This is a genomic window from Marinobacter salexigens (assembly GCF_002806945.1).
Taxonomy (GTDB): Bacteria; Pseudomonadota; Gammaproteobacteria; order Pseudomonadales; family Oleiphilaceae; genus Marinobacter; species Marinobacter salexigens.
Map to the genome: position 1 here is coordinate 40,505 of NZ_NIHC01000005.1, position 24,789 is coordinate 65,293.

19 protein-coding genes and 1 tRNA gene are annotated in these 24,789 nt (G+C 52.7%); 3 read left to right on the forward strand and 17 right to left on the reverse strand.

From position 1 onward, the window contains the following. Positions 1-122 precede the first annotated feature (122 nt). The 11 genes from CDH47_RS10445 to CDH47_RS10495 form a co-directional block, all read right to left on the reverse strand. Positions 123-2,507, reverse strand: coding sequence for an efflux RND transporter permease subunit (locus CDH47_RS10445; RefSeq protein WP_100639834.1), 2,385 nt, complete (start codon positions 2,505-2,507; stop codon positions 123-125). A 46-nt stretch (positions 2,508-2,553) separates the two neighbouring features. Further along, positions 2,554-3,702, reverse strand: a complete 1,149-nt coding sequence (locus CDH47_RS10450; RefSeq protein ID WP_239985724.1) for a WD40/YVTN/BNR-like repeat-containing protein — start codon at positions 3,700-3,702, stop codon at positions 2,554-2,556. A gap of 149 nt (positions 3,703-3,851) precedes the next feature. Further along, positions 3,852-5,240 carry a DUF1329 domain-containing protein gene (locus tag CDH47_RS10455; protein ID WP_100639835.1) on the reverse strand — a complete coding sequence of 463 codons (1,389 nt, stop codon included), beginning with the start codon at positions 5,238-5,240 and terminating at the stop codon, positions 3,852-3,854. A gap of 178 nt (positions 5,241-5,418) precedes the next feature. Beyond that, positions 5,419-8,070: an aminopeptidase N gene (gene pepN, locus CDH47_RS10460; protein WP_100639837.1), complete on the reverse strand. Its 2,652-nt coding sequence runs from the start codon at positions 8,068-8,070 to the stop codon at positions 5,419-5,421. Between the two features lie 83 nt (positions 8,071-8,153). Further along, a complete protein-coding gene (locus CDH47_RS10465; protein WP_100639838.1) occupies positions 8,154-8,993 on the reverse strand; it encodes a DUF2797 domain-containing protein in 840 nt (279 codons plus the stop codon). Beyond that, a complete protein-coding gene (locus CDH47_RS10470; protein ID WP_100639839.1) occupies positions 8,990-9,283 on the reverse strand; it encodes a YeaC family protein in 294 nt (97 codons plus the stop codon). Before CDH47_RS10470 ends, CDH47_RS10465 begins: the two co-directional genes overlap by 4 nt. Positions 9,284-9,450: 167 nt before the next feature. Then, positions 9,451-10,314, reverse strand: a complete 864-nt coding sequence (locus tag CDH47_RS10475; RefSeq protein WP_100639840.1) for a rhomboid family intramembrane serine protease — start codon at positions 10,312-10,314, stop codon at positions 9,451-9,453. Positions 10,315-10,364: 50 nt separating this feature from the next. Beyond that, the gene (locus tag CDH47_RS10480; RefSeq protein WP_100639841.1) at positions 10,365-11,384 is read right to left on the reverse strand and encodes a metallophosphoesterase; all 1,020 of its coding nucleotides are present in this window, start codon (positions 11,382-11,384) and stop codon (positions 10,365-10,367) included. Between the two features lie 2 nt (positions 11,385-11,386). Continuing rightward, on the reverse strand, positions 11,387-12,271 hold the full coding sequence (locus CDH47_RS10485; RefSeq protein WP_100639843.1) for an NAD(+) kinase: 885 nt from the start codon (positions 12,269-12,271) through the stop codon (positions 11,387-11,389). Positions 12,272-12,376: 105 nt separating this feature from the next. Continuing rightward, positions 12,377-13,621, reverse strand: coding sequence for a DNA repair protein (locus CDH47_RS10490; RefSeq protein ID WP_100639844.1), 1,245 nt, complete (start codon positions 13,619-13,621; stop codon positions 12,377-12,379). A gap of 122 nt (positions 13,622-13,743) precedes the next feature. After that, a complete protein-coding gene (locus tag CDH47_RS10495; protein ID WP_100639846.1) occupies positions 13,744-15,813 on the reverse strand; it encodes an oxidoreductase in 2,070 nt (689 codons plus the stop codon). A 146-nt stretch (positions 15,814-15,959) separates the two neighbouring features. On the opposite strand from CDH47_RS10495, the gene CDH47_RS10500 reads away from it, so the two are divergent. Next, positions 15,960-17,012: an AraC family transcriptional regulator gene (locus CDH47_RS10500; protein ID WP_100639848.1), complete on the forward strand. Its 1,053-nt coding sequence runs from the start codon at positions 15,960-15,962 to the stop codon at positions 17,010-17,012. A 2-nt stretch (positions 17,013-17,014) separates the two neighbouring features. On the opposite strand, the gene fghA is transcribed toward CDH47_RS10500, so the two are convergent. After that, a complete protein-coding gene (fghA, locus tag CDH47_RS10505) occupies positions 17,015-17,854 on the reverse strand; it encodes an S-formylglutathione hydrolase (protein WP_100639850.1) in 840 nt (279 codons plus the stop codon). A 53-nt stretch (positions 17,855-17,907) separates the two neighbouring features. Further along, positions 17,908-19,035, reverse strand: coding sequence for an S-(hydroxymethyl)glutathione dehydrogenase/class III alcohol dehydrogenase (locus CDH47_RS10510; protein WP_100639851.1), 1,128 nt, complete (start codon positions 19,033-19,035; stop codon positions 17,908-17,910). 195 nt (positions 19,036-19,230) lie between these two features. Between CDH47_RS10510 and CDH47_RS10515 the strand changes: the two genes are divergently transcribed. Then, positions 19,231-20,121, forward strand: a complete 891-nt coding sequence (locus CDH47_RS10515) for a LysR family transcriptional regulator (protein ID WP_100639853.1) — start codon at positions 19,231-19,233, stop codon at positions 20,119-20,121. A gap of 82 nt (positions 20,122-20,203) precedes the next feature. Here CDH47_RS10515 and CDH47_RS10520 read toward each other — a convergent pair. Continuing rightward, positions 20,204-20,280 (reverse strand) — tRNA-Asp (locus CDH47_RS10520). Positions 20,281-20,423: 143 nt separating this feature from the next. Continuing rightward, positions 20,424-21,455: an AraC family transcriptional regulator gene (locus CDH47_RS10525; RefSeq protein ID WP_100639854.1), complete on the reverse strand. Its 1,032-nt coding sequence runs from the start codon at positions 21,453-21,455 to the stop codon at positions 20,424-20,426. Positions 21,456-21,659: 204 nt separating this feature from the next. Here CDH47_RS10525 and CDH47_RS10530 point away from each other — a divergent pair, with 204 nt between their 5' ends. Further along, complete coding sequence (locus tag CDH47_RS10530) at positions 21,660-22,535, forward strand: MaoC/PaaZ C-terminal domain-containing protein (protein ID WP_100639855.1); 876 nt, start codon at positions 21,660-21,662, stop codon at positions 22,533-22,535. On the opposite strand, the gene CDH47_RS10535 is transcribed toward CDH47_RS10530, so the two are convergent. Beyond that, positions 22,532-24,112, reverse strand: a complete 1,581-nt coding sequence (locus CDH47_RS10535; protein ID WP_100639856.1) for a response regulator — start codon at positions 24,110-24,112, stop codon at positions 22,532-22,534. The genes CDH47_RS10530 and CDH47_RS10535 overlap by 4 nt on opposite strands. 46 nt (positions 24,113-24,158) lie before the next feature. Continuing rightward, on the reverse strand, positions 24,159-24,785 hold the full coding sequence (gene fixJ / locus CDH47_RS10540) for a response regulator FixJ (RefSeq protein WP_100639857.1): 627 nt from the start codon (positions 24,783-24,785) through the stop codon (positions 24,159-24,161). Positions 24,786-24,789: the final 4 nt, after the last annotated feature.

Genomic DNA, 24,789 nt, shown 5'->3' on the forward strand with positions numbered 1-24,789 from the left:
GCTCAAATTAGAACATAGACCACTTTACGCGATAAATAAAGTCTTGATTCGCACGCTAACCGATTGAGCAGACAACAAAAAAGCCCGCAGTTAGCGGGCTTTTATTTCAGCTGCTACCAATTCTATTTTGCAGCGCGTGACTTGGCGATCATATGATCCGGCCGCAGCAGGAATCGTGCGAGCGCAGGCAGAAGCCAGATGGCTCCAATCATATTCCACAGGAACATGAAAAACAGCAAGAAGCCCATATCTGCCTGGAACTTGATTGGCGAGAAGATCCAGGTCACCACTCCAAGCCCCAGCGTAACACCCGTAAACATGACAGCCTTACCGGTTGAGCGCAGAGTTTCAAAGTAGGCTTCCTGAAGCGGCTTGCCTTCCAACAGATACCTTTCGAGCTTGCTATAGATATAGATACCGTAGTCCACACCAATACCTACACCAAGAGCAATTACCGGGAGGGTCGCCACTTTGATGCCAATACCCGACACAGCCATGATCGCCTCACAAAGGATCGACGTTAGCCCCAGTGGGACAACAATACACAACACAGCCCGCACAGAGCGGAAGGTCGCAAAGCACAAGAGGCTCACCACGCTGTATACAAGGATAAGCATCATATCCTTGGCACTGGCAATAACCTCATTGGTGGCCGCTTCAACCCCGGCGTTACCCGCCGCCAGTAAGAAGGTGTGCTCATCGTTGCTGTTTTCCCCGGCAAATTTCTCAACCCTCTCAACCACAGTTTCCAGGGTTTCTGCCTTGTGGTCTTCAAGGAACACCAGCACCGGTGTCAGGCTGCAACTGGTGTTGATTAGCCCAGACGGCGCCTCACGGATAGACGCGTTTATGATGGTCTGGTTGCGGGAGATCTCATACCACTTCCAGTTACCCTCGTTAAGTGCCTTGGTAACAATTTTGGAAACATCGGCAAGCGAAGCAGACGACTGGACACCCGGGGTGTTCTGGAGTTCCCACTGCAAGGAATCCATAGCTCGCAGAACATTGTACTGGGTGCATTGTTCTTCCGGCGTCTTGACCATCACAACCAACACATCAGCACTCGTAGAGTAATTATCGATGATATAGGCGTTATCCAGGTTGTAGCGCGAATCGGCACGAAGTTCAGGGGCGCCCTGGTCCAGATCTCCAACTTTCAGATCCTGCTTGTGGTAAAGCCCAAGACCCAAGCCGACCACAGCAATAAGTAGTGAAATCGGCGCGACGCCAGGGTGGGCAAAGTAGGACATCAAACGCCACTTGCGATCTTGCTTTTCACCCTGGTTCTGTACGTGACGAATACCGCCTTTGGAGATTCCAAGGTAGGACATGATCAGTACATGGAGCACCAGATTGGTGAGGATTACAAAGGCCACACCCAAACCAGCCGCAATAGCAAGATCACGGATAACGTCTATCTCGATGAAGAACAGCGTGAGGAAGCCGAATGCGTCGGAAATCAGCGCTAGCATCCCCGGAATATACAATGCACGGAATGCCAGGCGAGCGGCAGTTACCGCATCAAAGCCTTTAGCAGCTTCCACTGCCATGGCGTTTACAATTTGCACGCCATGGCTGATGCCAATGGCAAATACAAGGAAAGGTACCAGTACCGAGTATGGATCCAGCCCATAGCCCAGAAGTCTCAGGGCGCCTAACTGCAGAAACACGGCCACAATAGAGGTAAAAACAGGCACCAGCGTACCTTTGATGCAACGGGAGTACCAGAACAGCAGCAAGGTTGTCAGAAGAATGGTGATACCAGCAAACCAGGCAATCGAACCAATACCCTCAATCAAATCCCCAACTTTTTTAGCAAAGCCGACAATGTGAATTTTTATATTGGGGTTTTGTGCCTCGTATTTATCTCGTATTTTTTCTTCCAACTCTCGAGAGAAGGTTGCGTAATCCAACGGCTCACCGGTTTCCGGGTTCCTCTCATAAAGAGGCGCATACACGATCGTGGATCGGAAGTTATCTGATACCAGCCGCCCCACTTCGTTGGAGCGAAGTATGTTCTGGCGCAGGTTTTCCAGGCTGGCAGGTGAGCCGTCGTAGTCATCGGGAATAACGATACCGCCCTGAAATCCTTGTTCTGTTACCTCCACCCAACGAACGTTCGATGTCCAAAGGGTTTTCAACCCCGAACGATCGACACCATTAAGATAAAAAACCTCATCGGTGATCTGCTTCAGAGTTTCCATGTACTCTGCGGAGAAGATATCACCGGTTTTGGTTTCCACAGCAATACGCACAAAGTTGCCAAGGTTTTCCAGGTCATTCCGGTGATCCAGCATGTTGATAATGTATGGGTGCTCAAGCGGAATCATCCGCTCAAAACTTGCATCCGGCTGGATTTTTACAGCGTTATAGCCCAAAAACACCGTTAAAAGCAGAAAACCTATTAGGATCACCGCACGATTATTAAAAATCAGGCGTTCCAAAAATGGCTCTGCCTTGGGCGTGGTCAGGTAGTGCTCACCCCTGTCATGGTTCGGGTTGGACATTCAAAAGCCCCTCTATTATTTATTCAGTTGTTGCCGCATCAGGGCGTTATTGGAGGTTCTTTCCGCGGGCGTCGGTAATTTTCACGCCGCTTTCACCTACGACAAGAAGGTTGGTACCGGTTACCGGAACAACACTCATAATACCGGCCCGATCGTTTCGGAAATGCTCACGAAACGTTTCTGCGCCATTAGTGCTCATAAGTACTGCACCACCATTCCCGACCAGAGTAATCCGACCATCGTCAGCTACGGCGCCATCGTTAAGCGTCGCACCTGCACTGTTTGGAACCATTCGCCAACTCTTCCCGAGATCTGTTGAAAACAACATGTTGCCACGCAGACCAAAGGCTAGAAGTTCATTAACCCGGCCAGTTCCGATCACGCCAAACAAAGAGCCCTCATAAGGGCTTTCCCGGCGCTCCCATGTATCCCCACCATCTACTGAAATATGGATCTGCCCTGCCTCTCCAACAATTGCAAGCGCGCCGCCAGTAATAGGGGCAATGCTGTTGAGGTGGAAGTTCTGTGCGTTCTCGATTTGTGCCGCCCAATCACTCCAAGTCTGGCCGCCGTCCTCTGTGCGCAGGATCATGCCATAAGCGCCTACGACAAATCCGTGCTGGTCATCTTCAAACCAGACACCCAGTAGCGGGTTTACCGGACCGATATCCAGGTCTGACTGCATGTTTTCTAAGATAAAAAACAAGTCATCCATCGCCCACTCAAGATCTGCTTTCTCGGAATCCGGAGCCGCTTCAATACGCTCTTCCATGGCAGCAATCTGATCTTCCATGCTCGCAATCGCCAGCTCGGCCGCGTCCGTGCCAGTTAGCTGTAGACTCCAGTTCTCACCGCCATCTTCGGTATGCAGCACCACTCCGCTGTGGCCAACCGCCCAGCCCTGGCTTTCATTACCAAAATCTACAGCCGTCAGGGTAACGGACACAGGCACACTACCCTGAACCCAGGTTTGCCCGTTATCGTCCGAGTATATGATGTGCCCCCTTTCCCCAACCGCAACTATGCGGTCGCCCGTGCGAACTGCGTCGTTAAGGAGGTTCGTAGAAGCCAAATCGGTTTGCCGCGCGGGGGTTTCAATAATATCCGGCAGCGCAAACGCCGTTGGCGCCACCCAAACCATGGAAAGCCCGAGACAGGCCGCCCCGAGAGTCTTGCACATCAACCTTTTAGCCATGCAAATTGCCTATTGTGTTGTTTTAACTGTATGTCTCTGGCCGGAAGTACCGGCAATAAACGGCAAACAAACCGGCACTTGGGGTTACCGGCATGTGATATCTCGACCTCAAGCAGCGAGACTGGTGCTACCAACAAAGAGTGCGCGCCTTAGCGAACACTCCGACGGCGCAGGGAAGCCGGTGAATAGTAACGCTTGTTCGGAACGTCGTCAGTAAGGACCCGTGTATTGGGCTCTTCCGTATCAAGGCCAAGTACGTGATAGCGGCGGGCCTGTAAATCATGATAGACGTCCAGAACCGTCCACACACCTGGAAGTTCATAATAATTTTTTGCCATGCCCATGGTTACACGCCACAACTCGTCACGACCATCATACTGATCCAGCAAAACCGTGTTCCAGCTGTCTTCATCCACGTAGAAGCGGCGCTTGCCGTATATATGCCGAGCCCCCTCTTTCAGCGTGGCCTCAACCACGTGCACACGGTGAAGTTCCCAGCGTGTGAGATCCGGATTCAAGTGCGATATGCCGAGTATTTCGGAATAGGGTGTACCTTTTTCGCCGATGCGGTAGTTGTTATACGGAATGTAAATTTCCTTCAATCCCTCGTAAGACCAGTTGTACCGATCCAGAGCGCCGTTGAAAATATCCGAATCATCCGCTGTGCGAAGGTTATCTGCAGATGCAATGGGCGAATCATAACCGAGGTTGGGAGCCCTTCTTACCCGGCGCTGCCCAGCGTTATAGCCCCAGCCATTTCTTGGGCTGACGACCTGGTTCAGGGTTTCATGGATAAGAATGGCACTGCCTGCAAGTCGTGGTGGAGACTGAGTGAAAGAGATGTAATAAAATATTACGTTATCCAGTTCACTCTCTCCTCCCTCAGGGTTATAGAAGTTGAAAAATGCTTCCTGTTGAGAGGTCACCAGCGAGTAGTTACCGTTAGTTTGGACAGCAACCTCACTGGAGCGACGCGTACCTGAAATTCCACGCCAACGCGTCAGATGATTCCAGATAACCTGCCAGGCTTTTTCCTCGTTATTGCCACTCAGAATCGGAAAAGGGTAGCCGCCATAAGCACCTTTGAGACCTTCACCCTTACCAACAATCTGTGCTTCAACGGCATTCTCACGGGTGTTCTCCGCAACCCAATCAGGTATTGCGTGAGTGCGGCGGGATTTGTATACCGGCACGCGAAAGCTGGTGGGATAGGTTTCAAACATTGCCAGAACGCCGTCCGACAAATGCTCAGCATACTGGTCTTTATTGGACGCATTGATGGTGAAAAGCACTTCATCGTTCGGGAAGGGGTCAATGTGATGCTGGCCCGATCCGTTATAGCCAGCCGGCGGCTCTGAGAGACCTCCAGTCCATGCCGGAATTGTGCCTGATTCATTCCCGGACTTTATGGAACCGAACGGGGTAAGATCCCGGCCGAGACGGGAAGCTTCACTGGGAGAAACTGCAGCCCAGGAAGGCGCTGATGCTATCGAGAGGGCGAGCAGGCCCCCGAGTATCGCACTCTTTTTATAATTCATAGATTGCCCTGAATTCAACTGGAAGCCTGTAGAAAGGCTTTTTTATTATTGCCTGACGGAAAACAGGCTTTCTGAAAGATTAACCGATCCGTCAAGGTTGTCTATCGACCGAAAGTGCGATTTTGTAACTGGCTGCATGCAGGGCTTCACATGCAGCCAGTTCCTACCGTGTCTACGTTCAGGCTTCAAGGCTCTTATGTACCACCTCGTAAAGATCGGCCGACAGTTCTGGTTTGTCCCGGATCTGCTCCAGAGCTGAACGCATCAGAGCACTGTAACCAGGAGCAAACTTCTTCCAGCGGGTTAGCGGCGTGACCAGTCGGGCTGCGATTTGCGGGTTACTATCATCCAGCCGGCACACTTGGTCGGCGAGAAACCCATAGCCCGACCCGTCAGGACTATGGAAGGCCGCCAGATTCTGGCCAGCGAAGACACCAATCACCGAGCGTATTTTGTTGGGATTTTTCCAATCAAAGGCGGGATGTTTGAGCAGCGATTGAATCTGCGGCAACTGGCCAGCGCGATCACTGGACGACTGCACCGAGAACCACAACTCAACAACCTGGGGATCGCTCTGGAACTGCTCATAGAAATCCTCAAGCGCTCTGCTTCGCTCCTCTGCGTAATCGGAGTTCACCAGCGCTTTCAAGGCTCCCATGCGATCGGTCATATTGTCTGCATTTTGAAGCTGCAGAGTGGCAAGATCGCGACCGGCTTCGTCATTAATCATCAATAGCCAGGCCAGCGCGGTGTTCCTCAGGCTTCGGCGAGCAACGGATTCTGGCGTGAGGTCGTAGCTTCCCTCACTCGCGTTCCGGTGGTAGCAGTCAATTAAGTCATCCCGCAGGGATCCTGCCAGGTGACCCAGCACCCGCTCGCGCACACGGTGAATGGCAGCAACATCCGGGCTGTCCGCCAGCTCTATGAGATAAGCTTCAGAGGGCAACTGCAACATCTTGGCAACAAGCGCTTGGTCGAGCGCCACATCCCCAAGCAAGCTACGGTAAGCAGCAACCAGCTGCGGCTCTATTTCAGTATCCTCAGGCGCGCCGATCAGTGACTGGATAACATCAACAGCGAGACGCTGACCAGCATCCCAGCGGTTGAAGCCATCCGGGTCATGGCTCATCAAAAACACCAACTGCTCGCGGGTCCAGGGGTAAACCACCCGCGCCGGTGCTGAAAAGTGGCGCAGCAGCGAGGGCACCGGCTTCTGAGCCAGGCCGTGGAACTCGAACGTATGGCTTGCTTTGGTCAACTCAAGAATACACTCGGTTGGCGCGTTCGCTGCATCTTCGGTGCTTTCCAGCTTGAGGGGCAAAGCCTCTCCATCCGTGCCCAGCAGACCGAGAGCAAAGGGTATATGCTGCGGCTTCTTGCCCGTCTGGCCCGGAGTGTCCGGAATATCCTGTTGAACCGTCAAACGGTAGATTCCCAGTTCTGCATCGTAGGCGTCGGACACAGTCAGTACCGGTGTACCGGCCTGGTCGTACCACAAACGGAACTGTGTGAGATCCCGGCCAGACGCATCTTCCATCGCTTTAACAAAGTCGTCGGTGGTGACCGCCTGACCATCGTGGCGCTCGAAATACAGATCACTGCCTTTGCGGAAGAGTTCTGGCCCGAGCAAGGTGTGAATCATCCGCACCACTTCGGCACCCTTTTCATAGATGGTAAGGGTGTAGAAGTTGCTGATTTCCATATACGAAGCCGGGCGTACCGGGTGCGCCATGGGACCTGCATCCTCTGCGAACTGAGCGGTGCGCAGCAATGTAACGTCTTCAATGCGCTTCACCGTTGGTGAGCCCATATCCGCAGAAAAAGCAGAATCCCGGAACACCGTGAACCCTTCTTTCAGACTCAACTGAAACCAGTCCCGGCAGGTTACCCGGTTGCCAGACCAGTTGTGGAAGTACTCATGGGCAACAATGGATTCAATGCGCTGGAACGCGAGGTCGGTTGCGGTTTCCTGACTGGCCAAGACGCAGGACGAGTTGAAAATGTTCAGTCCCTTGTTTTCCATGGCCCCCATATTGAAGTCATCTACGGCGACAATCATGAAAATATCGAGATCGTACTCTCGGCCATAAACCTCTTCATCCCAGCGCATGGAGCGCTTGAGAGAATCCAGCGCATGCTCACACTTAGCGGCATTACGTGCCTCAACGTAGATACGCAAATCAATGTCCCGGCCGGAACAAGTGGTGAAGTTATCCTTTTTCTCAACCAGGTCACCCGCCACCAAGGCGAACAAATAACTGGGCTTGGGGAAAGGGTCTTCCCAGGTTACAAAGTGGCGACCATTTTCCAGATCCCCGCGTTCAACGTCGTTACCGTTGGACAGCAACACCGGACAACTGGCTTTGTCTGCCTCAATCCGAGTGCGATAGCGAGCCATAACATCCGGCCGATCCGGGAAATAGGTAATGCAGCGGAAGCCTTCGGCTTCACACTGAGTGCAGAACATGCCCGAAGATTTGTACAACCCCTCAAGACGGGTATTGTTCTGGGGCTCGATCCAGGTCACGACCGTCAGTTCGAACCGGGCTGGCACCTTGGCTATCACAAGCTGTGCGCCGGTCTCTTCGTAATCATCGCCTGCTGCCAGCTTTTTGCCATCCAGCACAACTTGCTCCAACTTGAGACTGTCGCCATCCAGCATCAGCGGCGCAGCCGCGCCCGTGGACTCCGGGTTACGGCGCACCGCAAGAGTGGCGTGTACTCTGGCGCCTTCCTCAAAGAGCTCGAAGCGAAGATCAACGGTATCTACCAAGTAAGCAGGTGCTTTGTATTCGCTTAGACGGATGGTCTTTGGCTGACTTGTGCGCATTAATTATCTCCAGATTTCCAAACCATAGGACACCCCAAAAAGGTCATGCCAGGCTTTATAAGTGCGGGCGGACACGGGATGGTTTAAGTATCCATTACCCTGAAGCGGACTTCATAACCGGTAAACTTACGAATATTGATCACGCCGGTGTCGAAGATCAGATACTGGCCCTTGATGCCCTCAAGAACCCCCTCCACTTCCGGTGTTTTATCCAGGTTATGGGTTTTGATTTTTTCGGGCCAGGTCTGCACGGGGTAACTCAGACCAAGTCCCCGCTCATCCACCTCACGAATAGCATCCACACCATGTTCTTGACGCAAAATGGCAATATCATCGGCAATCAATGCCAGTATTCGCTCGCGCTCGTGCTCAAGATCCAGCTCTGCAACATCGCCCCTGAGCATCGCGCGCCAGTTCGTGCGATCAGCAACATGTGCTTTACAGGCCACCTCAACAAGGCCTGAGAGATGGCGAGTGGCTACTCTCAGCATGGGTATCGCGTCCACAGCGCCTTGATCAATCCAGCGCGTTGGTACTTGAGAGCCACGGGTGATCCCGACCTTTAAGCCAGATGAGTTAGCCAGGTAAACCACATGCTCAATCATGCAATGCGTTTCACCCCACTCTGGCTCACGGCAGGTGCCAAGATGATAATGGCATTTTTCAGGACTCATAATGCAACTATCGCAAGCCGCCAGCTTGCGGAAACAGGGGTAGCAATAACCCTGATTAAAGCTCTTTTTGATTGTTCGGTCGCAATGAATGCATCGGATCACGCCCTCAAAATCAAAGCGCAGAGGTTTGCCAATGAGCTCGTTCAACGCTACTCGAGCATCACCCACAGCCAAAACATAGGACACAGGATCGCTAGCCTCTGTGGGCATTTTCCGGAGTCGCCCGGTTACATCCACAATATCGCTCAAGATTTGACCTCAACAAACTGTTCAGGATCGATGTTGTTACCACCTGACTGAGTGCGTTGCACACTGGGATCACAGGCGGTGCCCGCCTTGCTGCCACGATCAAGATATCCAACGCGCTCTTGCTCGGGAATGTTGTGCAGGTTTTCGTAATAGATAACGGCCTCCAGGCTTATTTCCCGCTGCTGGGGCGTGAGCTTCCGACCGTCTGGCCACTTGCCCAGCTCAATTGACCGCTTCAGGCTTTGATAAACGTTCGGGTCCAGCCGCTCGATAAGTTCTTCGTAAGTCATCCGGTTCTCCTGAAAAAACCTTCATGAAAAAGTAGAGGAATCGTTTGACAGACTCAAACGGTAATGATTATCATTGCCTTGCCGAATGAGGACGAACTTTCGTATCATTTGGTCTCTCTCATCAGGAGCAATTCGCTTCTTTTACACCCCACCTCTGGTGGGGTTTTTTATGCCTTCCCTTTATGGCGGGCCGGCAAAATGGCTGCTAGCGCCAGGCCTGCAACAAATCCACCCAAATGCGCTTCGTTTGCCATACGCCCCAGCCCCAGCATTTCTGGCAAGGGAGTAAAACCAATTACCATCCACACAACGGCAAAGGTTACCAGCGCAGGTGGGAACTGGAACCTTGGTTTCACTCTCTGGCTCAGCCAGCAATAACCCAGAATGCCATACACGACCCCGGAAAGGCCGCCAAAAAACGGCCCGGACACTACATATTGAAGCCCGTTGGACACAAGGCTGGTGACAACAAAAAGCAACACCAGCCGGCCACGACCATCAAACCATTCGATCTGGCTGCCCAGGAACCACAGCATCACGGAATTAAAAATAATGTGGGTCCAGCTGAAGTGCAGAAAATCGGGGGTGAACAGCCGCCAGACCTGACCACTGGCCAGCGTTGCAGAAAGCGCGTCAAGGCGTTCAGTCAGAGTACCCCAGTCGTGATCCCGGGGATCAATGATCAACAGGTTGACAGTGAACTGGTTGCTGCCCAGGCCGGTGAACCATGCCATCAACACACCCACCACGATGATGCCCAGCACCAATGGAGCATGACGTGGAGATGGTTGCCAGCGCCCCGCCACAAACACAGGTGAGCGATTTTGATGCTCAACGGCCTGACGGATTTCGGGCTCGGCGAGGAATCGGTCCAAAGCCTCCAGAACCGGCTCGGCATGTTCCGGATGCTCCAACCACAACACCTGAAAATTACCCTCAGCGGTGATTCTATGGGGGACGCCCCGGCTTCTTAGCCATTGGCTGAACCCGCCAAGATCAACACTGGTATCCAACTGCTTTACTCGGTACACAATTTACCTTGCCTCGCAGGATCTACAGACCGACAAGCCGCACAACCACATTAACGGGCGACGCTGTCTTCACTGGTGGGGTAGTCCGGGGAATCCTGGTGATCCCGAGCCACATTCACCCAGACAAACTTGTCCGGTGAAAGCACTCGCTCACCATCCATACGGTACGCCACCAACCTGCCGTACTTCACGGCGCTATAATCTATACAAGCTACGTTAGGTTTCAATGGAGCAGGTTCGCTGTCCATCCAGTAATGACCAACGAACACTGGCGGCGCATCCAGTGGGTAGGTAATTAGCTGCTTACGCTCGTCCTCGGTCAAAACCCGGCTGGCCACCTCCGGAGGCAAAGGGTCGGGCTGGAACACTACGTCAGCATAGGTGCGTGGGTTATCTGCCCAGAACTTTGTCCGGAAAAACTCCCGAACATAACCGTCCCGCCCGGTTATTTTGAGACCGTGAGGAAGCCGCAAATCTGTGCCTCGCAAAAGGGTATCCATAACCTGCCCGGCAAACGACTCGATTGCAGCAGAGGCGTGAAGGAAATCCTCATCAATGCAGGCGCCTCCCTGCAACTGTTTGAACTTCTGTATGAGCTCATCATCCCAGCAAGCATGCACTGCCCGAAAATCGTCTTCCTCAATAAACAAAGGAATAGTGTAAAACCACTCGAGAAAGTCATTCCATTCGTAAGGATGAGCTTCAAACTGATCCAGAGTCTCCCGGATCAGCCGGTCGTGGCGCGGGTTGTGCTCGCGCAGCCATGTCTTGCCACTACCGGCTCGCGCACGGGTACAGTAGCCCAGAGCGTTGTACTCATGGTTCCCCATCACAATACGCGCCGAACCGCGCTCAACCATGTTCCTCACCAGGTGCAAGGCTTCACGAATTCTGGGGCCACGGTCAATAATATCGCCAATGAATACAGCCTGCCGCCGCCGGTGCTGGTAAACACCGTTCACCTTGCTATACCCCATCTGCTCTAACAGCATGGCAAGCGTATTCGCGCAACCGTGAATATCGCCGATGATGTCGTAACCACGACTTGCAGTATGATTCTTTCCAGCCATGATCAACTCGCTGCTATTTCACTTGCCCAGCCCAGCTTGTCGCGGCAGGTGGCATAGAAATTATGGTCTGTAGGGTGAATCAGCCGCACTTTGAAAGGCTTTTTGGCAATACGGATAATGTCACCTGGCGCGCAGGCAATATTCATCTGGCCATCAAAGCTGATTTGCGGATAGGTTTCATTGGTTTCTCCAATAACCAGTTTTATCTCACTCTTACCATCCACCACAATCGGGCGGCTACTCAGGGTGTGCGGGAACATGGGCACCAATGCAATCGCATCCAGCTTAGGGTGCATAATCGGCCCTCCGGCTGAAAGCGAATAGGCCGTAGAACCTGTAGGAGTGGCCACGATCAGGCCATCTGATCGCTGGCTGTAGACAAAGTGACCATCGATATACAAATCAAAGCCGATCATCCGGGTGGATTTACCCGGGTGCAGCACCACATCATTCAAAGCTGTACCAAAACCCAGCGGCTGCCCGTTGCGTTCAACGTTGCCGTCAAGAAGAAACCGGGTCTCTTCAATGTACTCTCCTGCAAGCACCTTACCGAGACGTTCTTCAAGGTCTGCAGGTGAGATATCTGTAAGAAAACCCAACCTCCCCCGGTTCACACCCAGTAGTGGAATCTTGGATTTGGCCAATTCCCGGGCTGCGCCCAGCAGGCTTCCGTCACCCCCCACCACAATAACCAGATCGCATATTTCGCCCAGCAGTTTTCTGCTGGCGACCTGCAAGCCGTGCCCAGGCAGCATGCTGGCTGTGTCTTCCTCAAGAATTACGTGGTAGTGGTTGGCGATCAGGTATTGTTTCAGTTGGCGCAGTGATTCAACCACTTTAACACTGCCCATTCGACCTATAACGCCTATGTTTCTGAATTGCTCCATGAAGCTTCCTGTGGTGTCGCCTTTATCAATCTGACCTACAGTCTAACCAAAGTTACTCCGATACTGAAAAAAGTTCTGAGATGACTTGGTTGTGGCTCCTTGCTTTCACGGTTGATGGTTCTCACAACGGTCGTCGAAACCAGGACGGAACTCACCAGGCTGACTAACCCGCATCAGCGGTTCGCCACAAAGGGCATCATTATCTGAGCGATGTTGGCAAACCGGGTTCTCATAATGCTCAAGCCATTGAAGGTATGCAGGTTCATTCAAACCGCAAAGTTCCGCTGCATAGGCCGTTGGGTTGCGAAAGTAGGTCTCAATTTTGTCGTAAGGAAGGGTTAAGTGACCGACCCCCGCGTGATAGACAACCAGGAATGCAGATCCATCCTGCAGGTGGCCCATAACGGTATTTTCCGGAGGTTTCCGGTGCCGAAGCTCGTGCACCTCCTGCTCGAGGGCAACAAGCTTTTCATCCCGATGCTCCAATTTGCGCTGCTTGCGCTCCAACTGTTCCCTCAGCAAAACAAGCTCTGCAGTGGCGTTGACATCATCCCGGTCGTTTCCAACACTGCCAGAAGCCACTTGTTCCTGCATGCTGAGGTACTGCTGGTTTCGTTCTGCCAAGCGCTGCCTAAGCTGTTCGTTGCCAAGGCGCTGACGCTCATACTTTTGTTCGAGATCAGCGATCTCGTTACCCAGCGCCTTGATCTCGAGCCGATGCTCTCGCTGCACCTCTGAAAGCATGTCCCGGTGCACGCTCTGCAGGGTCTTGATGCGCAAGCGCTGTTCGCGGATCAATTGCGCCAGCCGCGTTCGATCAGCACCGATACGGGATTCGTCATCCAAAGCCGAATCCTGCTCTCCAGCACGCAGTACAGGGATATGCTCTTCATCAGGGGGAATATGGCGAAATTTCAGTGTATTGGCGCTGACTGTTTTGCGGATAAGCTGGAAGTGATTGTTGCCCGGAGTCATATCCGGGTCCCACAACTCAGATGCGTACTGAGGATCCGGACATTGACTGCGACAGACTAGACGAATAGCGCCACTGCCCATATCCGGGCCCTTTGCGCCCATGCGAGCAAGTGCTTCGATGGGCACATTCCAGCTGCTGTCAGCTCGGCCCTCTTCATCAAACCAGATGCGAAAAAACACAAGCGCATGCACGAGAAGGTCGCTGCTCAGCTCAACCAGAACCGCTTTCACATCCGTTTCAGCCAGATCCGATAGCCCGACATAACCATCGAGGAAAGCCCCGAACTCGCTGGCTCGCATCTGCCGGGCCACCTCGTTGCCTTCAACAAAGAACACCGCCGAATAATCGTCCGTTGCCTGGCGGGCAGATACCATTACAGACTCTCCAATATCAAAAAACTCTCTGAAAGACTAAAAGCTTATAGTCTAGTCAGAGAGTCTCCGATGCACAGGTTAAAACTGCAACGTTTTGTGATCAGCCTGAGATCAGGTCGGCATTAGATCTCCGCAGCCAGTCGGCTACCCTGATCAATTGCACGCTTGGCATCAAGCTCTGCAGCCACATCTGAGCCACCAATCAGGTGTACAGGCAGACCAGCTGCTTCAAGCCCGCCCTGCAGCTCACGCAGTGGCTCCTGGCCAGCACACAGAATGATGGTATCTACCGGCAGCACCCGATCTTCGCCTTGCTCTGCACCCTTGGGGGTAACAGTAATGTGCAGGCCTTCGTCGTCAATCTTGCGATAAGTGACGCCAGGCACCATCTGCACATTGCGATTTCTGAGAGAGGTTCTGTGAATCCAACCCGTGGTCTTACCCAGGTTCTTACCCACTTTGGACGTCTTACGCTGAAGCAGGAAGACTTCGCGGGCAGGCTCAGGAACTTCTGCCTTTACGCCTTTAATGCCTCCTCGGTGCTCAACGGTCAGATCCACACCCCACTCACGCATGAACAACTCAGTGTCCAGTGCCGCAGAGGTACCCTTGTGAACAATGAACTCAGACACGTCGAAGCCGATACCACCAGCCCCGATCACAGCGACCTTCTGCCCCACTGGTTTGCGTTCAAGCAGTGCGTCCAGGTAGCCAATCACTTTCGGATGATCAACACCTTCGATATCCGGTGTGCGCGGCTCTACGCCCGTAGCCAGCACAACCTCGTCAAACCCACCCGCCTTTAAATCATCAACATTTACACGGGTTTCAAGCCGAACATCTACACCATGCTTATCCAGCATTACACGGAAGTAGCGCAGGGTTTCGTAGAACTCCTCTTTGCCTGGAATCAGCTTGGCTACGTTGAACTGCCCGCCGACCTCTTTACCCGCGTCAAACAGAGTCACCTTGTGGCCGCGCTCTGCGGCGACAGATGCAAATGCCATCCCCGCTGGGCCTGCACCCACTACAGCGATCGATTTGGGTGACGCAGTTTTCACATAGGTCAGTTCAGTTTCGTGACAGGCACGCGGGTTTACCAAACAGGATGTCAGCTTGCCGCTAAAGGTATGATCCAAACACGCTTGGTTACAGCCGATGCAGGTATTGATTTCTTCAGCCCGGTCTTCAGCAGCTTTCAGCACAAGATCTGCATCCGCCAGGAATGGGCGTGCCATAGACACCATATCTGCAGCGCCTTCTGCCAAAATTTTCTCGGCAACATCCGGCATATTGATACGGTTTGTGGTGACCAAGGGAATGCTAACTTCGCCTTTAAGCTGGGCAGTTACCTGAGTAAAAGCACCACGGGGAACTGAGGTGGCAATCGTAGGCACGCGGGCCTCGTGCCAGCCAATGCCTGTGTTGATGATGGTTGCACCAGCCTTTTCAATTTCCTTGGCCAGATGCACCACTTCTTCCCAGGTGCTTCCGTCTTCGATGAGATCCAGCATGGATAGGCGGTAAATCAGTATAAAATTCTCGCCCACCCGCTCACGCACACGGCGAACAATTTCAATTGGCAGGCGAATGCGGTTTTCATAGCTGCCACCCCACTTATCGGTGCGATGGTTGGTGTGAGATACAATAAACTGGTTAATGAAGTAGCCTTCAGAACCCATGATCTCAACACCGTCGTAGCCCGCTTTTTGAGCAAGCTGGGCACATACAGCGTAATCTTCAATCTGCTTTTCAATACCGGCTTCGTCCAACTCTTTGGGCTTGAACGGGTTAATAGGAGCCTGAATAGCAGAAGGGGCAACCAGCGCAGGGGAATAGGCATAACGACCAGCGTGAAGAATCTGCATGCAGATTTTCCCGTCCGCTTTGTGAACGGCACTGGTGATTACCTTATGCTTTTCCACTTCGTCGTCGTTGGTCATCTTGGCTGCGCCCTGGAACACGCCGCCTTCCGGGTTAGGCCCAATGCCACCAGTTACGATAAGGCCAACGCCGCCGCGAGCCCGCTCAGCATAAAATTCAGCCAAACGCTCAAAGCCGTTTTTAGCCTCTTCCAGGCCAGTGTGCATGGATCCCATCAGCGTGCGGTTGCGCAGTTTGGTGAAGCCCAGGTCCAGCGGCTCAAGCAGATTCGAATACTTGGCAAGGCCCGGTGTCGTATTAGTAGTCATCATTGGTCTCCTCAGAATGGTCACTGGCAGGGTCTTGGCCGCCCTGCTCTTTTTAATGCTGTCTAAAGTACCCATGCGGGTTGCTTTCAACAATATCCCTGAATAACATTATATTATCCTCAGATGACAACTGGTGGCGGTTGAACATGAAATCACCCCTTTCTCAGACCCCCTCGGACCGCAACCCCCTCGGCGACATCAGCGTTCTATATGTTTCGGTACTGCTCCGCGCCGCTGAAGCAGAAGGAGTAAATGTTCAAGAGCTTGCACACCGCTTTCAGCTTCCCGAACAAACTCTCACATCGTCTGCAGCCAGAATCAGCATTCCTCGCTTTATGAGACTGGGGCACGCCGCCATCCAAGCCTGCGGCAATACTGCACTAGGTCTGCGGATGGGGGCTTTGACCAGGCCCGTTGATGCTGGGCTGGCAGGCCTTGCAGGGGAATGCGCCAGCACTGCAGGAAGCGCAATACAAACACTCGTCCGCTATTCCTTGCTAACCAGTCGAAACAGCCGGGGCACACCCAAAGCCAAGCCGGAAAAGCGAATGCTTGAGTTTTACTCCATACGACCCTACAACCCATTCAACTATTTTGTTGTGGATTCTGTGCTGAGCGCCTGGACGCAGTTTCTCCGCACAGTGAGTGGACGCTGGGATGTATTGGAAAGGGTATCTATAGAGTACCCATCGACTGGAATGGATGAGCTTTTCGAAGCCTGGTTTAGTTGCCCGGTACAGTTTGGAGCTGCCAAAAACAGCATAACCGTGCGACAAGACATATGGAGGCAAGACACTCTGCAGGTACAATCAGCCATGCATGAAAAGCTAACGCAGCTATGCGATGTGGAAATGCGGGAGATTCAGAGAGGATGGACGACGGGTGATAGAGTAAAGAGCCTGCTCACGCCCCTTTTCCGGGGAGAAACACCGAGCCTTGAGACCATTGCTTCGAAGTTGGGGGTTACGCCATGGACACTGCAGCGGCAACTTGCCTCTGAAAACACAGGCTTCAGGGAGTTGATGGATGAAACCAGAAAGCAGTTGGCGAGAGACTATATTCGGGAAACGGAAACGTCGCTGTCTGAAATTGCCTGGCTACTCGGGTTTTCCAACCCAGCGGCACTGCACAAGGCATACCGCCGCTGGTTTGAAATAAGCCCGGGGGAACACCGGAAACAGTTCCGTGCCTCCCCTTAGCATTACTTGTTCAGGTGCTCTGCGTGGAATCGCAGGTGCTCCCCAATGAAGCTGGCAATGAAGTAATAGCTGTGATCATAGCCTTCGTGGCGATTCAGAGTCAGCGGATAACCACTCTCCTTTGCCGCGGCTTCCAGCGCTTCCGGTTTGAGCTGCTCAACCAGGAAGTTGTCAGCCTCACCTTGGTCTACCAGCGCCGGTACAAACTTCGTGGCCTTTTTCATTAGCAGGCTTGAGTCATATTCAGCCCAGCTGTCGGTGTCTTCACCCAGGTAGGCAGTGAATGCCTTCTTACCCCAGGGGCAATCCACCGGATTACTGATCGGACTGAACGCCGATACCGACTTAAAGCGCTCAGGATTGCGCAGCGCCAACACCAAGGCACCGTGACCACCCATGGAGTGGCCGAAAACTGACCGCTTATCACTCACCGGGAAAACAGACTCGATCAGGTTCGGCAGCTCATCAAGCACATAATCGTACATGCGGTAGTGTCGGTTCCAGGGCGCCTGAGTGGCGTTTACATAGAACCCTGCCCCTTTACCCAAATCGTAGGCTTCATCATCAGCCACATCGTCACCGCGCGGGCTGGTGTCAGGCGCGATAATCGCAACGCCCAATTCAGCAGCCATTTGGTGAGCCGCTGCTTTCTGCATGAAGTTTTCATCTGTGCAGGTCAAGCCAGACAACCAGTACAGAGCTGGAACCTTGTTACCGTTGGCTGCCTGCGGTGGCAGATAAATAGCGAACCGCATATCGCAATTCAGCGTTTCTGAATGGTGAGTGTACTGCTTGTGCCAGCCACCGAAACTTTTGTTTCTACTGATATTTTCAATATTCATAATAATCTCCCTGATAAATGGTCACCCGCGCTCTGCACAGGCGACCCTCCTCGTTATTTGTCAAAGTGAATAACGGTACGAATACTCTTGCCTTCATGCATCAAATCGAAGGCCTCATTGATCTGCTCCAGACCCATGGTGTGAGTAATGAAATCGTTCAGTTTGAATTCACCTTTCATATACTGCTCAACAATTCCTGGCAGCTCTGAACGCCCTTTCACGCCACCAAAGGCAGACCCTCTCCAGACTCGGCCTGTGACCAGCTGGAAAGGACGGGTGGAAATTTCCTGGCCTGCACCGGCTACACCGATGACAACCGACTCACCCCAGCCTTTGTGACAGCATTCCAGCGCCGAGCGCATCACATCAACGTTGCCAATGCATTCGAAGGAGTAGTCGACACCGCCATCGGTCAGCTCAACAATGACTTCCTGAATCGGCTTGTCGTAATCCTTCGGGTTAATACAATCGGTCGCGCCAAGCTGACGGGCAAGCTCAAACTTGCTCTCATTGATATCAATGGCAATGATGCGACTGGCTTTTGCCATGGTGGCACCGATGACAGCTGATAGGCCGATACCGCCCATGCCGAAGATGGCCACAGTGGCGCCCTCTTCCACCTTAGCGGTATTCATTACTGCGCCCATGCCGGTGGTAACACCGCAGCCCAACAAGCACACTTCTTCCAATGGAGCTTCCTTGTTCACTTTCGCCAAGGAAATCTCTGGCAGTACGGTGTATTCGGAGAAGGTTGAGCAACCCATGTAATGGTAAATAGGCTCACCGTTCAAAGAAAAACGAGTAGTGCCGTCCGGCATCAGGCCTTTGCCCTGGGTTTCACGAATCTTCCCGCACAAGTTGGTTTTACCAGAGGTACAGAATTTACATTCGCCACACTCAGGGGTGTAGAGCGGAATTACGTGGTCACCCACTTCCAAACTGGTAACCCCTTCGCCGATGGACTCCACAATACCGCCACCTTCGTGACCCAGAATGGTCGGAAATATGCCTTCTGGATCTTCTCCCGACAAGGTGAACGCATCGGTATGGCAAACACCGCTGGCAATAACGCGAATGCGCACTTCACCGGCCTGCGGTGGCATCACATCCACTTCTTCAATAGACAGAGGCTGTTTCGGGCCCCAAGCGATAGCGGCTTTGGATTTGATTGTTTTAGTCATGTGGCTCTCCGGTCTATGTTTTAGCTCTGGCAGAGGTTTCTGCCACCATGAAGAACATACTATAGTCTATCGTCCTGATTGATAATCCCATATTATATAAACTCACCTTTACCAGTGAGTAACAATTGGAAAGAGCAAATTCCAAAATATTAGCTCTATCCGAATGGGCTCAAACGACAGCACGGGAAGCAGAACATGCATATTTGGGAAGGGGTAAGTGAATTTGTAGCAGTGGCGGAAGAAGAAAGCTTTACCGCTGCAGGGAAGCAATTAGGAATTTCTACCGCACAGGTAAGCCGCCAGGTCAGCGCACTGGAAGCCCGGCTTTCAACCAAATTGTTTTACCGCACCACTCGCAGGGTTTCAGTGACCGAAGCCGGACAGATTTACTACCAGCAATGCAGACAAGTGCTCGACGGGTTAGAAGAAGCGGAACGCACCATGACCAACCTGCAGATGGTGCCAAAGGGGCAACTGAGGCTGACAGCGCCTGTAACTTTTGGCGAGAAAAACATTGCCCCGCTGGTGAACAATTTCGTGCTGCGCTACCCCGAACTACAGGTACAGCTCAACCTGACCAACCAAAAACTGGATTTGGTGGCCGGCGGTTACGATCTGGCAATACGCTTGGGCAAACTGGAAGATTCCAGCATGATGGCAAAACGACTCTCATCAAGAACCCTGCATGTGTGCGCCTCACCCGCATACCTCTCGGCTCACGGAACCCCACACTCCCTTTCAGAGCTGGACAAGCATAACTGCCTTCAGGGAAACCTGGATTACTGGCGATTTCAGGTATTGGGCAAGCCACATAACGTTCGCATAAAAGGCAACATCGTGTGTGACAGCGGTTGGGCTCTGCTGGACGCAGCCTTGAAGGGCATCGGCATAGTTCAGTTGCCGGATTACTATGTTCAGCCAGCTCTCGCCTCCGGAGAGCTCGTCAGTTTACTGGAGCCTTATCAGGAAGCCGATGATGGCATCTGGGCCATCTACCCTCATAACCGACATTTGTCGCCAAAGGTTCGCATGTTGCTGGACTACCTGAGCGAATCCCTGCAAAAAACTGAGAGCACGCCAAACTAGCGCAATGAGATCAAGGCAAAAGGCACAGACTAAAACGAAAAAAGCCGTTAACTGCTATGCAGCTAACGGCTTTTCGAAATAGTGGCGGAGCGGACGGGACTCGAACCCGCGACCCCCGGCGTGACAGGCCGGTATTCTAACCAACTGAACTACCGCTCCACTGTTATTACCGATTGCTTTTTCAAATGCTTTCAAAGCAGTGCAATCTTTTAGAGATTACTCGGTGACAACGAGAGCGCATTATATAGAGGTAACCGCCTAAGTCAACGCCCTTTCTGACAAAAACCAAAAAAAACCAAATATTACGGGGTATCTACCATCGCATCCTTGCCTTGAGCCAGCTTTCGATACTCAATAGGGGTCATGCCAGACCAGCGTTTGAACGCGCGATAGAAGGTGCTTGGCTCAGAAAATCCAGTGAGATAAACAATCTCATCAATGGACTCGTCCGTTGTTGCCAGTAGCTGCCGTGCAAGCCGATAGCGGAAGTCAGCAAGTATCTGGTTGAAGCTGGTTTCTGCTTCGGTAAGCCGGGTGCGCAGCGTGCGAGGCTTTATGTCCAGCCGGGTCGCTACAGAATTCAGTGTCACTTCGCCGCTATCCAGCAACTCGGCAATAATTCGCTCCACCTGCCCGACAATGTCCTTTTTCTCAAGGCGGGCAACCTGCTCGCTGGCAAAGCGCTCATGCAAATCCAGAAGCTCGGGCTCTGCGTGGGGGGATGCACGAGAAAGCAGACTTACAGGAAAATACAGGCGGTTTTCATCCGCACCAAATATCACCTCGCAACCCAATACTTCAGCAACGTATTCCTTCCCCTCTTCCCGCTCATGCTCAAACTCGACCCGCGACGGGCGGAATTCATTATCTGTGATAGAGCAGAAAAAACTGAGCAATCCCTGTACAAAGCATTCATTAAAATGCCGCAGGCGCCGGACGTCATCCGAAGCTGCGTCTAAGACCATGCAGGCATTCTCGCCCTCAATAAAAAAATCTGTATTGGCAGCGTCACTCAGCAAACGCTGATAATTTTGTGCACGACGCAAACCTTCACCGAAGGTTGGGCTACTGAGAAACAAATACTCCAGAACCTGCCCTTTGTAGGCCGGCAGAAGCTGCCCGAGATGCAGCCCGATATCAGGGTCTCCCGAAACATCTTCTACAGCCTGCCAAAAAAACAACTGGGCGCTATGGGGCGTGCGAAGCTGGTCGGTGTAGACATATTCCGCATTCACACCAAGCCGGCTGAAAACAAGATCGGTATCAAGCCCCTTCTTTTTCATTGCCTCATAGATAAGGCGCAGCATCACGCCCGCATCACGTAGTTCCTGCATAGAGTCCCGCTTGTATTTATTGGATACTACTTTGGCCCGGTTGGCCGAAGCGAACCTAGACTAACGTCTTACATTAGAGCATATCAGGCCATCGACGCACAGTTGTACCAGAATCCCTAGACATCAGGTACCTACATTTAAGATGCTTTAAGCAATCTGTAATACCCTAGCTATCGACGCACCGCCCTTCAGGGAGAAACATTCATGTCCGACACGCTTATATACCGGGATACACCACCCGCGCTACTTCCGCTTTTTGGCAAGGCTGTGCTGCCAAAAAAAGTCAGCGCTGAGGCCAACATCAGGCTGCCGGAACTCTCGGCCAAGCTTCTGTACGCAAAGACCTCCAGCAATGACCTGAAGCAATACGAACGCGTATGCGGATTTCGGCCTAGCAGCGACATACCAATTACCTGGCCTCATATTCTGGCGTTTCCTCTGCACTTGAAACTGCTGACCGAAAAAGCCTTTCCACTGCCATTGCTTGGGCTGGTTCATCTGCGCAACAGCATTACCCAACATAGGCCAATCGGCAAAGGGGAGATTCTGGAGCTGGAGGTTAAACTGGGCGGGCAGGAACGCACTGGCCGGGGCATCGAGTTCAGCGTAAACACCATCGCTCGCTCTGCGGGCACGATGGTATGGGAAGGCGATAGCACTATGCTCTTCCGCCAGCCTGATCCAAACGCACAATCCGGTGAAAAGAGCACGCCTCCGCCTCTTGAGCATTATCCGAACACGGTAGACATCAAAGCGGCAGAATCCATAGGGCGCCAGTACGCGAAAGTCTCCGGCGACAGCAATCCCATTCACATGCATGCGCTGAGCGCCAAGGCTTTCGGTTTTCCCCGCGCGATTGCACACGGCATGTGGAGCAAGGCGCAGGCACTGGCCATTATGAGCCAACAGGATGGATGGCGCTCAGGCCCCGTCAAGATAAGCTGCCAGTTCAAAAAGCCGGTATTTTTGCCGGGAACCGCACAATTGAACTGGCGGGAAGGAAAAGACGCCTGGGACTACCAACTGCTGAATGGCCGAGGCGACGCACCTCATCTCAGCGGTCGCATCGAGTGGCTCTAACAAGGCTCAGCGGGGCTTTCATCATCGCCTGGTGAGGGTGATACAGCTACGGGAAGGGTAAAATAGAATCGGGCGCCGCCATCTTCAGGGCGCTCAAAGCCTATATCGCCTCCCTGGGCTTGTATCAGGGAGCGGCAAGTGGGCAAGCCAATGCCCATACCTTCGTCTTTGGTGGTATAAAAAGGTAGAAACAGGTTTTCTTCAGCGTCTTCCGCCAGCCCCACACCATAGTCCCGAACCTCAACCCGAACGCTGCCATTATCGGCAAGCTTTGCGCTTACCTCCACAGGTTGGTTAGTTTCATTGCTGCGAGTGGCCTCGAGCGCGTTTCGAATCAGATTAAGAGCAACCTGCTGAACTTGGATCGGGTCAGCCAGAACCTCCGGCAAGCCCTCAGCTACAACAAGTTCAATCGCACCATCGTTATTGCGCGCATCCACTTCTGCAAACTCCCGCGTATCCTCAAGTAATGCAGAGACAGAAAGCACTTCCTTGCCTGTTGCGGGCTTTTTCACAAAGCGTCGAATTCGCCTGATAATTTCACTGGCACGGTGGGACTGAGCTTCGATCTTGTCGAGGGTTTCCTGCAGCAAGCTCAAGTTCGGATTCTCAATGGACATCATCCGCTTGGAGACCCGAGCATAGTTGGCAATCGCCGTCAGCGGCTGATTAACCTCGTGGGCAACACCAGCTGCCATTTCTCCCATGGTGGTCAAGCGGGATATGTGTGCCAGCTGGTTACGCTGCTCCTGCACAAGCGCCCTTGCCTCCTCCAACTCCCGCTCGCCATCAAGCTCAACTGTAATGTCCCGGAACACAACCACTGCACCACGCAGCTCTTCACCTTCGAGCTTGGGTGTAGAACGATACTCAGCTGGGAAGCCTGTTTCATCTGCCCGCAGCATTCTGATGTCGCGCTGGTTTTCTGAAACCCCTTGGTGGCAGGTAGCGTGAACCGGAAGCCCGCTCGGGCACTGAGCCGCTGTACTAAAGTGGGTTTCAAAAAAATTGCGACCTACCAGATCCTCAACAGGGCACCGCATAATGACGGCTGCCGCAGGGTTCGCAAACTCGATCATTCCATTCTCGTCGAGGCCGTATATGCCCTCACTGATCGAATTAAGGATGCGTGACTGGTCACTTTGAAGTTCGCGATTGCGCGCCTGTAACTCGCGCTCAAGCCGGATAACACGGGCGTGGGTTTTAACCCTGGCAATCACTTCCTGAGACTGGAAAGGCTTGGAAATATAGTCGGCACCACCGAGGGAGAAGCCTTTAACTTTTGCCTGCAGATCATCCAGGGCCGAGAGAAACACCACCGCACAATCGGCTGTCTCTGGATCGGCCTTGAGGCGTTCACACACCTCATAGCCGTCCATTTCTGGCATCATGATGTCGAGCAGGACAACTTCAGGCTGATGGCGATGGGCTAAGTCCAAAGCTTTTTCGCCCTCATTGGCAATCAGCAGCCGATAACCTTTGTCTTTCAGTGTCTCATAGAGAACTTTCAGGTTCTGTGGATTGTCATCCACTAACAGAACCGTAACCTCTGAATTATCACAGACAGCTTCAGTCATATAGTAAAAGGCCGGTCAAAAAGATAACCGCATGATGCCGGCCAGATTACCTCCCGTCGATAAGGTTCTTTACGGACAGCACCATGCGGACCAGGTGTGCCAACGAATGAGTCCCCATCTTATGCATCACCCGGGAGCGGTGAATCTCTACCGTACGCTGGCTGATTTCCAATTCGATAGCGATCACCTTGTTAGCCTGACCTTCTATCATTCGATCCATGATTTCATGTTCGCGAGGCGTCAGGCTTTTAACCCGGCGTATTATTTCCTGCTTCTCATCGAGCGTTTTTCGTTGTTCGTGGTCCTGCTCCAGCGCAGCTTCAATTTTCTCAAGAAGCGCCTCTTCGCGATAAGGCTTCTGGATAAAATCCACCGCACCTTCTTTCATGGCGTCGACTGCCATTGGCACATCGCCATGCCCGGTCACGAATATGATGGGAAGAATGGAACGCTTCTCGTTTAGCTTTTTCTGCAGCTCCATGCCGTCCATACCCGGCATACGGATATCCAGTACGATGCAGCCTGCCATCTTTTCGGAATAGTCCTTAAGAAACACTGCCGCATTCTCATAGGTTTTGACCAACTTGCCATCGGTTTTCAGTAGTAGTTCCAGTGAATCACGAACGGCTTCGTCGTCCTCTACCACGTATACAGTTTGCTGGATATCAGTCATGGGT

What these genes read in the sequence shown, in the direction of transcription:
- CDH47_RS10445 (WP_100639834.1), bottom strand. Translation starts at nt 2,507, where the DNA reads ATGTCCAACCCGAACCATGACAGGGGTGAGCACTACCTGACCACGCCC.
- CDH47_RS10450 (WP_239985724.1), bottom strand. Translation starts at nt 3,702, where the DNA reads ATGGCTAAAAGGTTGATGTGCAAGACTCTCGGGGCGGCCTGTCTCGGG.
- CDH47_RS10455 (WP_100639835.1), bottom strand. Translation starts at nt 5,240, where the DNA reads ATGAATTATAAAAAGAGTGCGATACTCGGGGGCCTGCTCGCCCTCTCG.
- pepN (WP_100639837.1), bottom strand. Translation starts at nt 8,070, where the DNA reads ATGCGCACAAGTCAGCCAAAGACCATCCGTCTAAGCGAATACAAAGCA.
- CDH47_RS10470 (WP_100639839.1), bottom strand. Translation starts at nt 9,283, where the DNA reads ATGACTTACGAAGAACTTATCGAGCGGCTGGACCCGAACGTTTATCAA.
- CDH47_RS10480 (WP_100639841.1), bottom strand. Translation starts at nt 11,384, where the DNA reads ATGGCTGGAAAGAATCATACTGCAAGTCGTGGTTACGACATCATCGGC.
- CDH47_RS10485 (WP_100639843.1), bottom strand. Translation starts at nt 12,271, where the DNA reads ATGGAGCAATTCAGAAACATAGGCGTTATAGGTCGAATGGGCAGTGTT.
- CDH47_RS10490 (WP_100639844.1), bottom strand. Translation starts at nt 13,621, where the DNA reads ATGGTATCTGCCCGCCAGGCAACGGACGATTATTCGGCGGTGTTCTTT.
- CDH47_RS10495 (WP_100639846.1), bottom strand. Translation starts at nt 15,813, where the DNA reads ATGACTACTAATACGACACCGGGCCTTGCCAAGTATTCGAATCTGCTT.
- CDH47_RS10500 (WP_100639848.1), top strand. Translation starts at nt 15,960, where the DNA reads ATGAAATCACCCCTTTCTCAGACCCCCTCGGACCGCAACCCCCTCGGC.
- fghA (WP_100639850.1), bottom strand. Translation starts at nt 17,854, where the DNA reads ATGAATATTGAAAATATCAGTAGAAACAAAAGTTTCGGTGGCTGGCAC.
- CDH47_RS10510 (WP_100639851.1), bottom strand. Translation starts at nt 19,035, where the DNA reads ATGACTAAAACAATCAAATCCAAAGCCGCTATCGCTTGGGGCCCGAAA.
- CDH47_RS10515 (WP_100639853.1), top strand. Translation starts at nt 19,231, where the DNA reads ATGCATATTTGGGAAGGGGTAAGTGAATTTGTAGCAGTGGCGGAAGAA.
- CDH47_RS10525 (WP_100639854.1), bottom strand. Translation starts at nt 21,455, where the DNA reads ATGCAGGAACTACGTGATGCGGGCGTGATGCTGCGCCTTATCTATGAG.
- CDH47_RS10530 (WP_100639855.1), top strand. Translation starts at nt 21,660, where the DNA reads ATGTCCGACACGCTTATATACCGGGATACACCACCCGCGCTACTTCCG.
- CDH47_RS10535 (WP_100639856.1), bottom strand. Translation starts at nt 24,112, where the DNA reads ATGACTGAAGCTGTCTGTGATAATTCAGAGGTTACGGTTCTGTTAGTG.
- fixJ (WP_100639857.1), bottom strand. Translation starts at nt 24,785, where the DNA reads ATGACTGATATCCAGCAAACTGTATACGTGGTAGAGGACGACGAAGCC.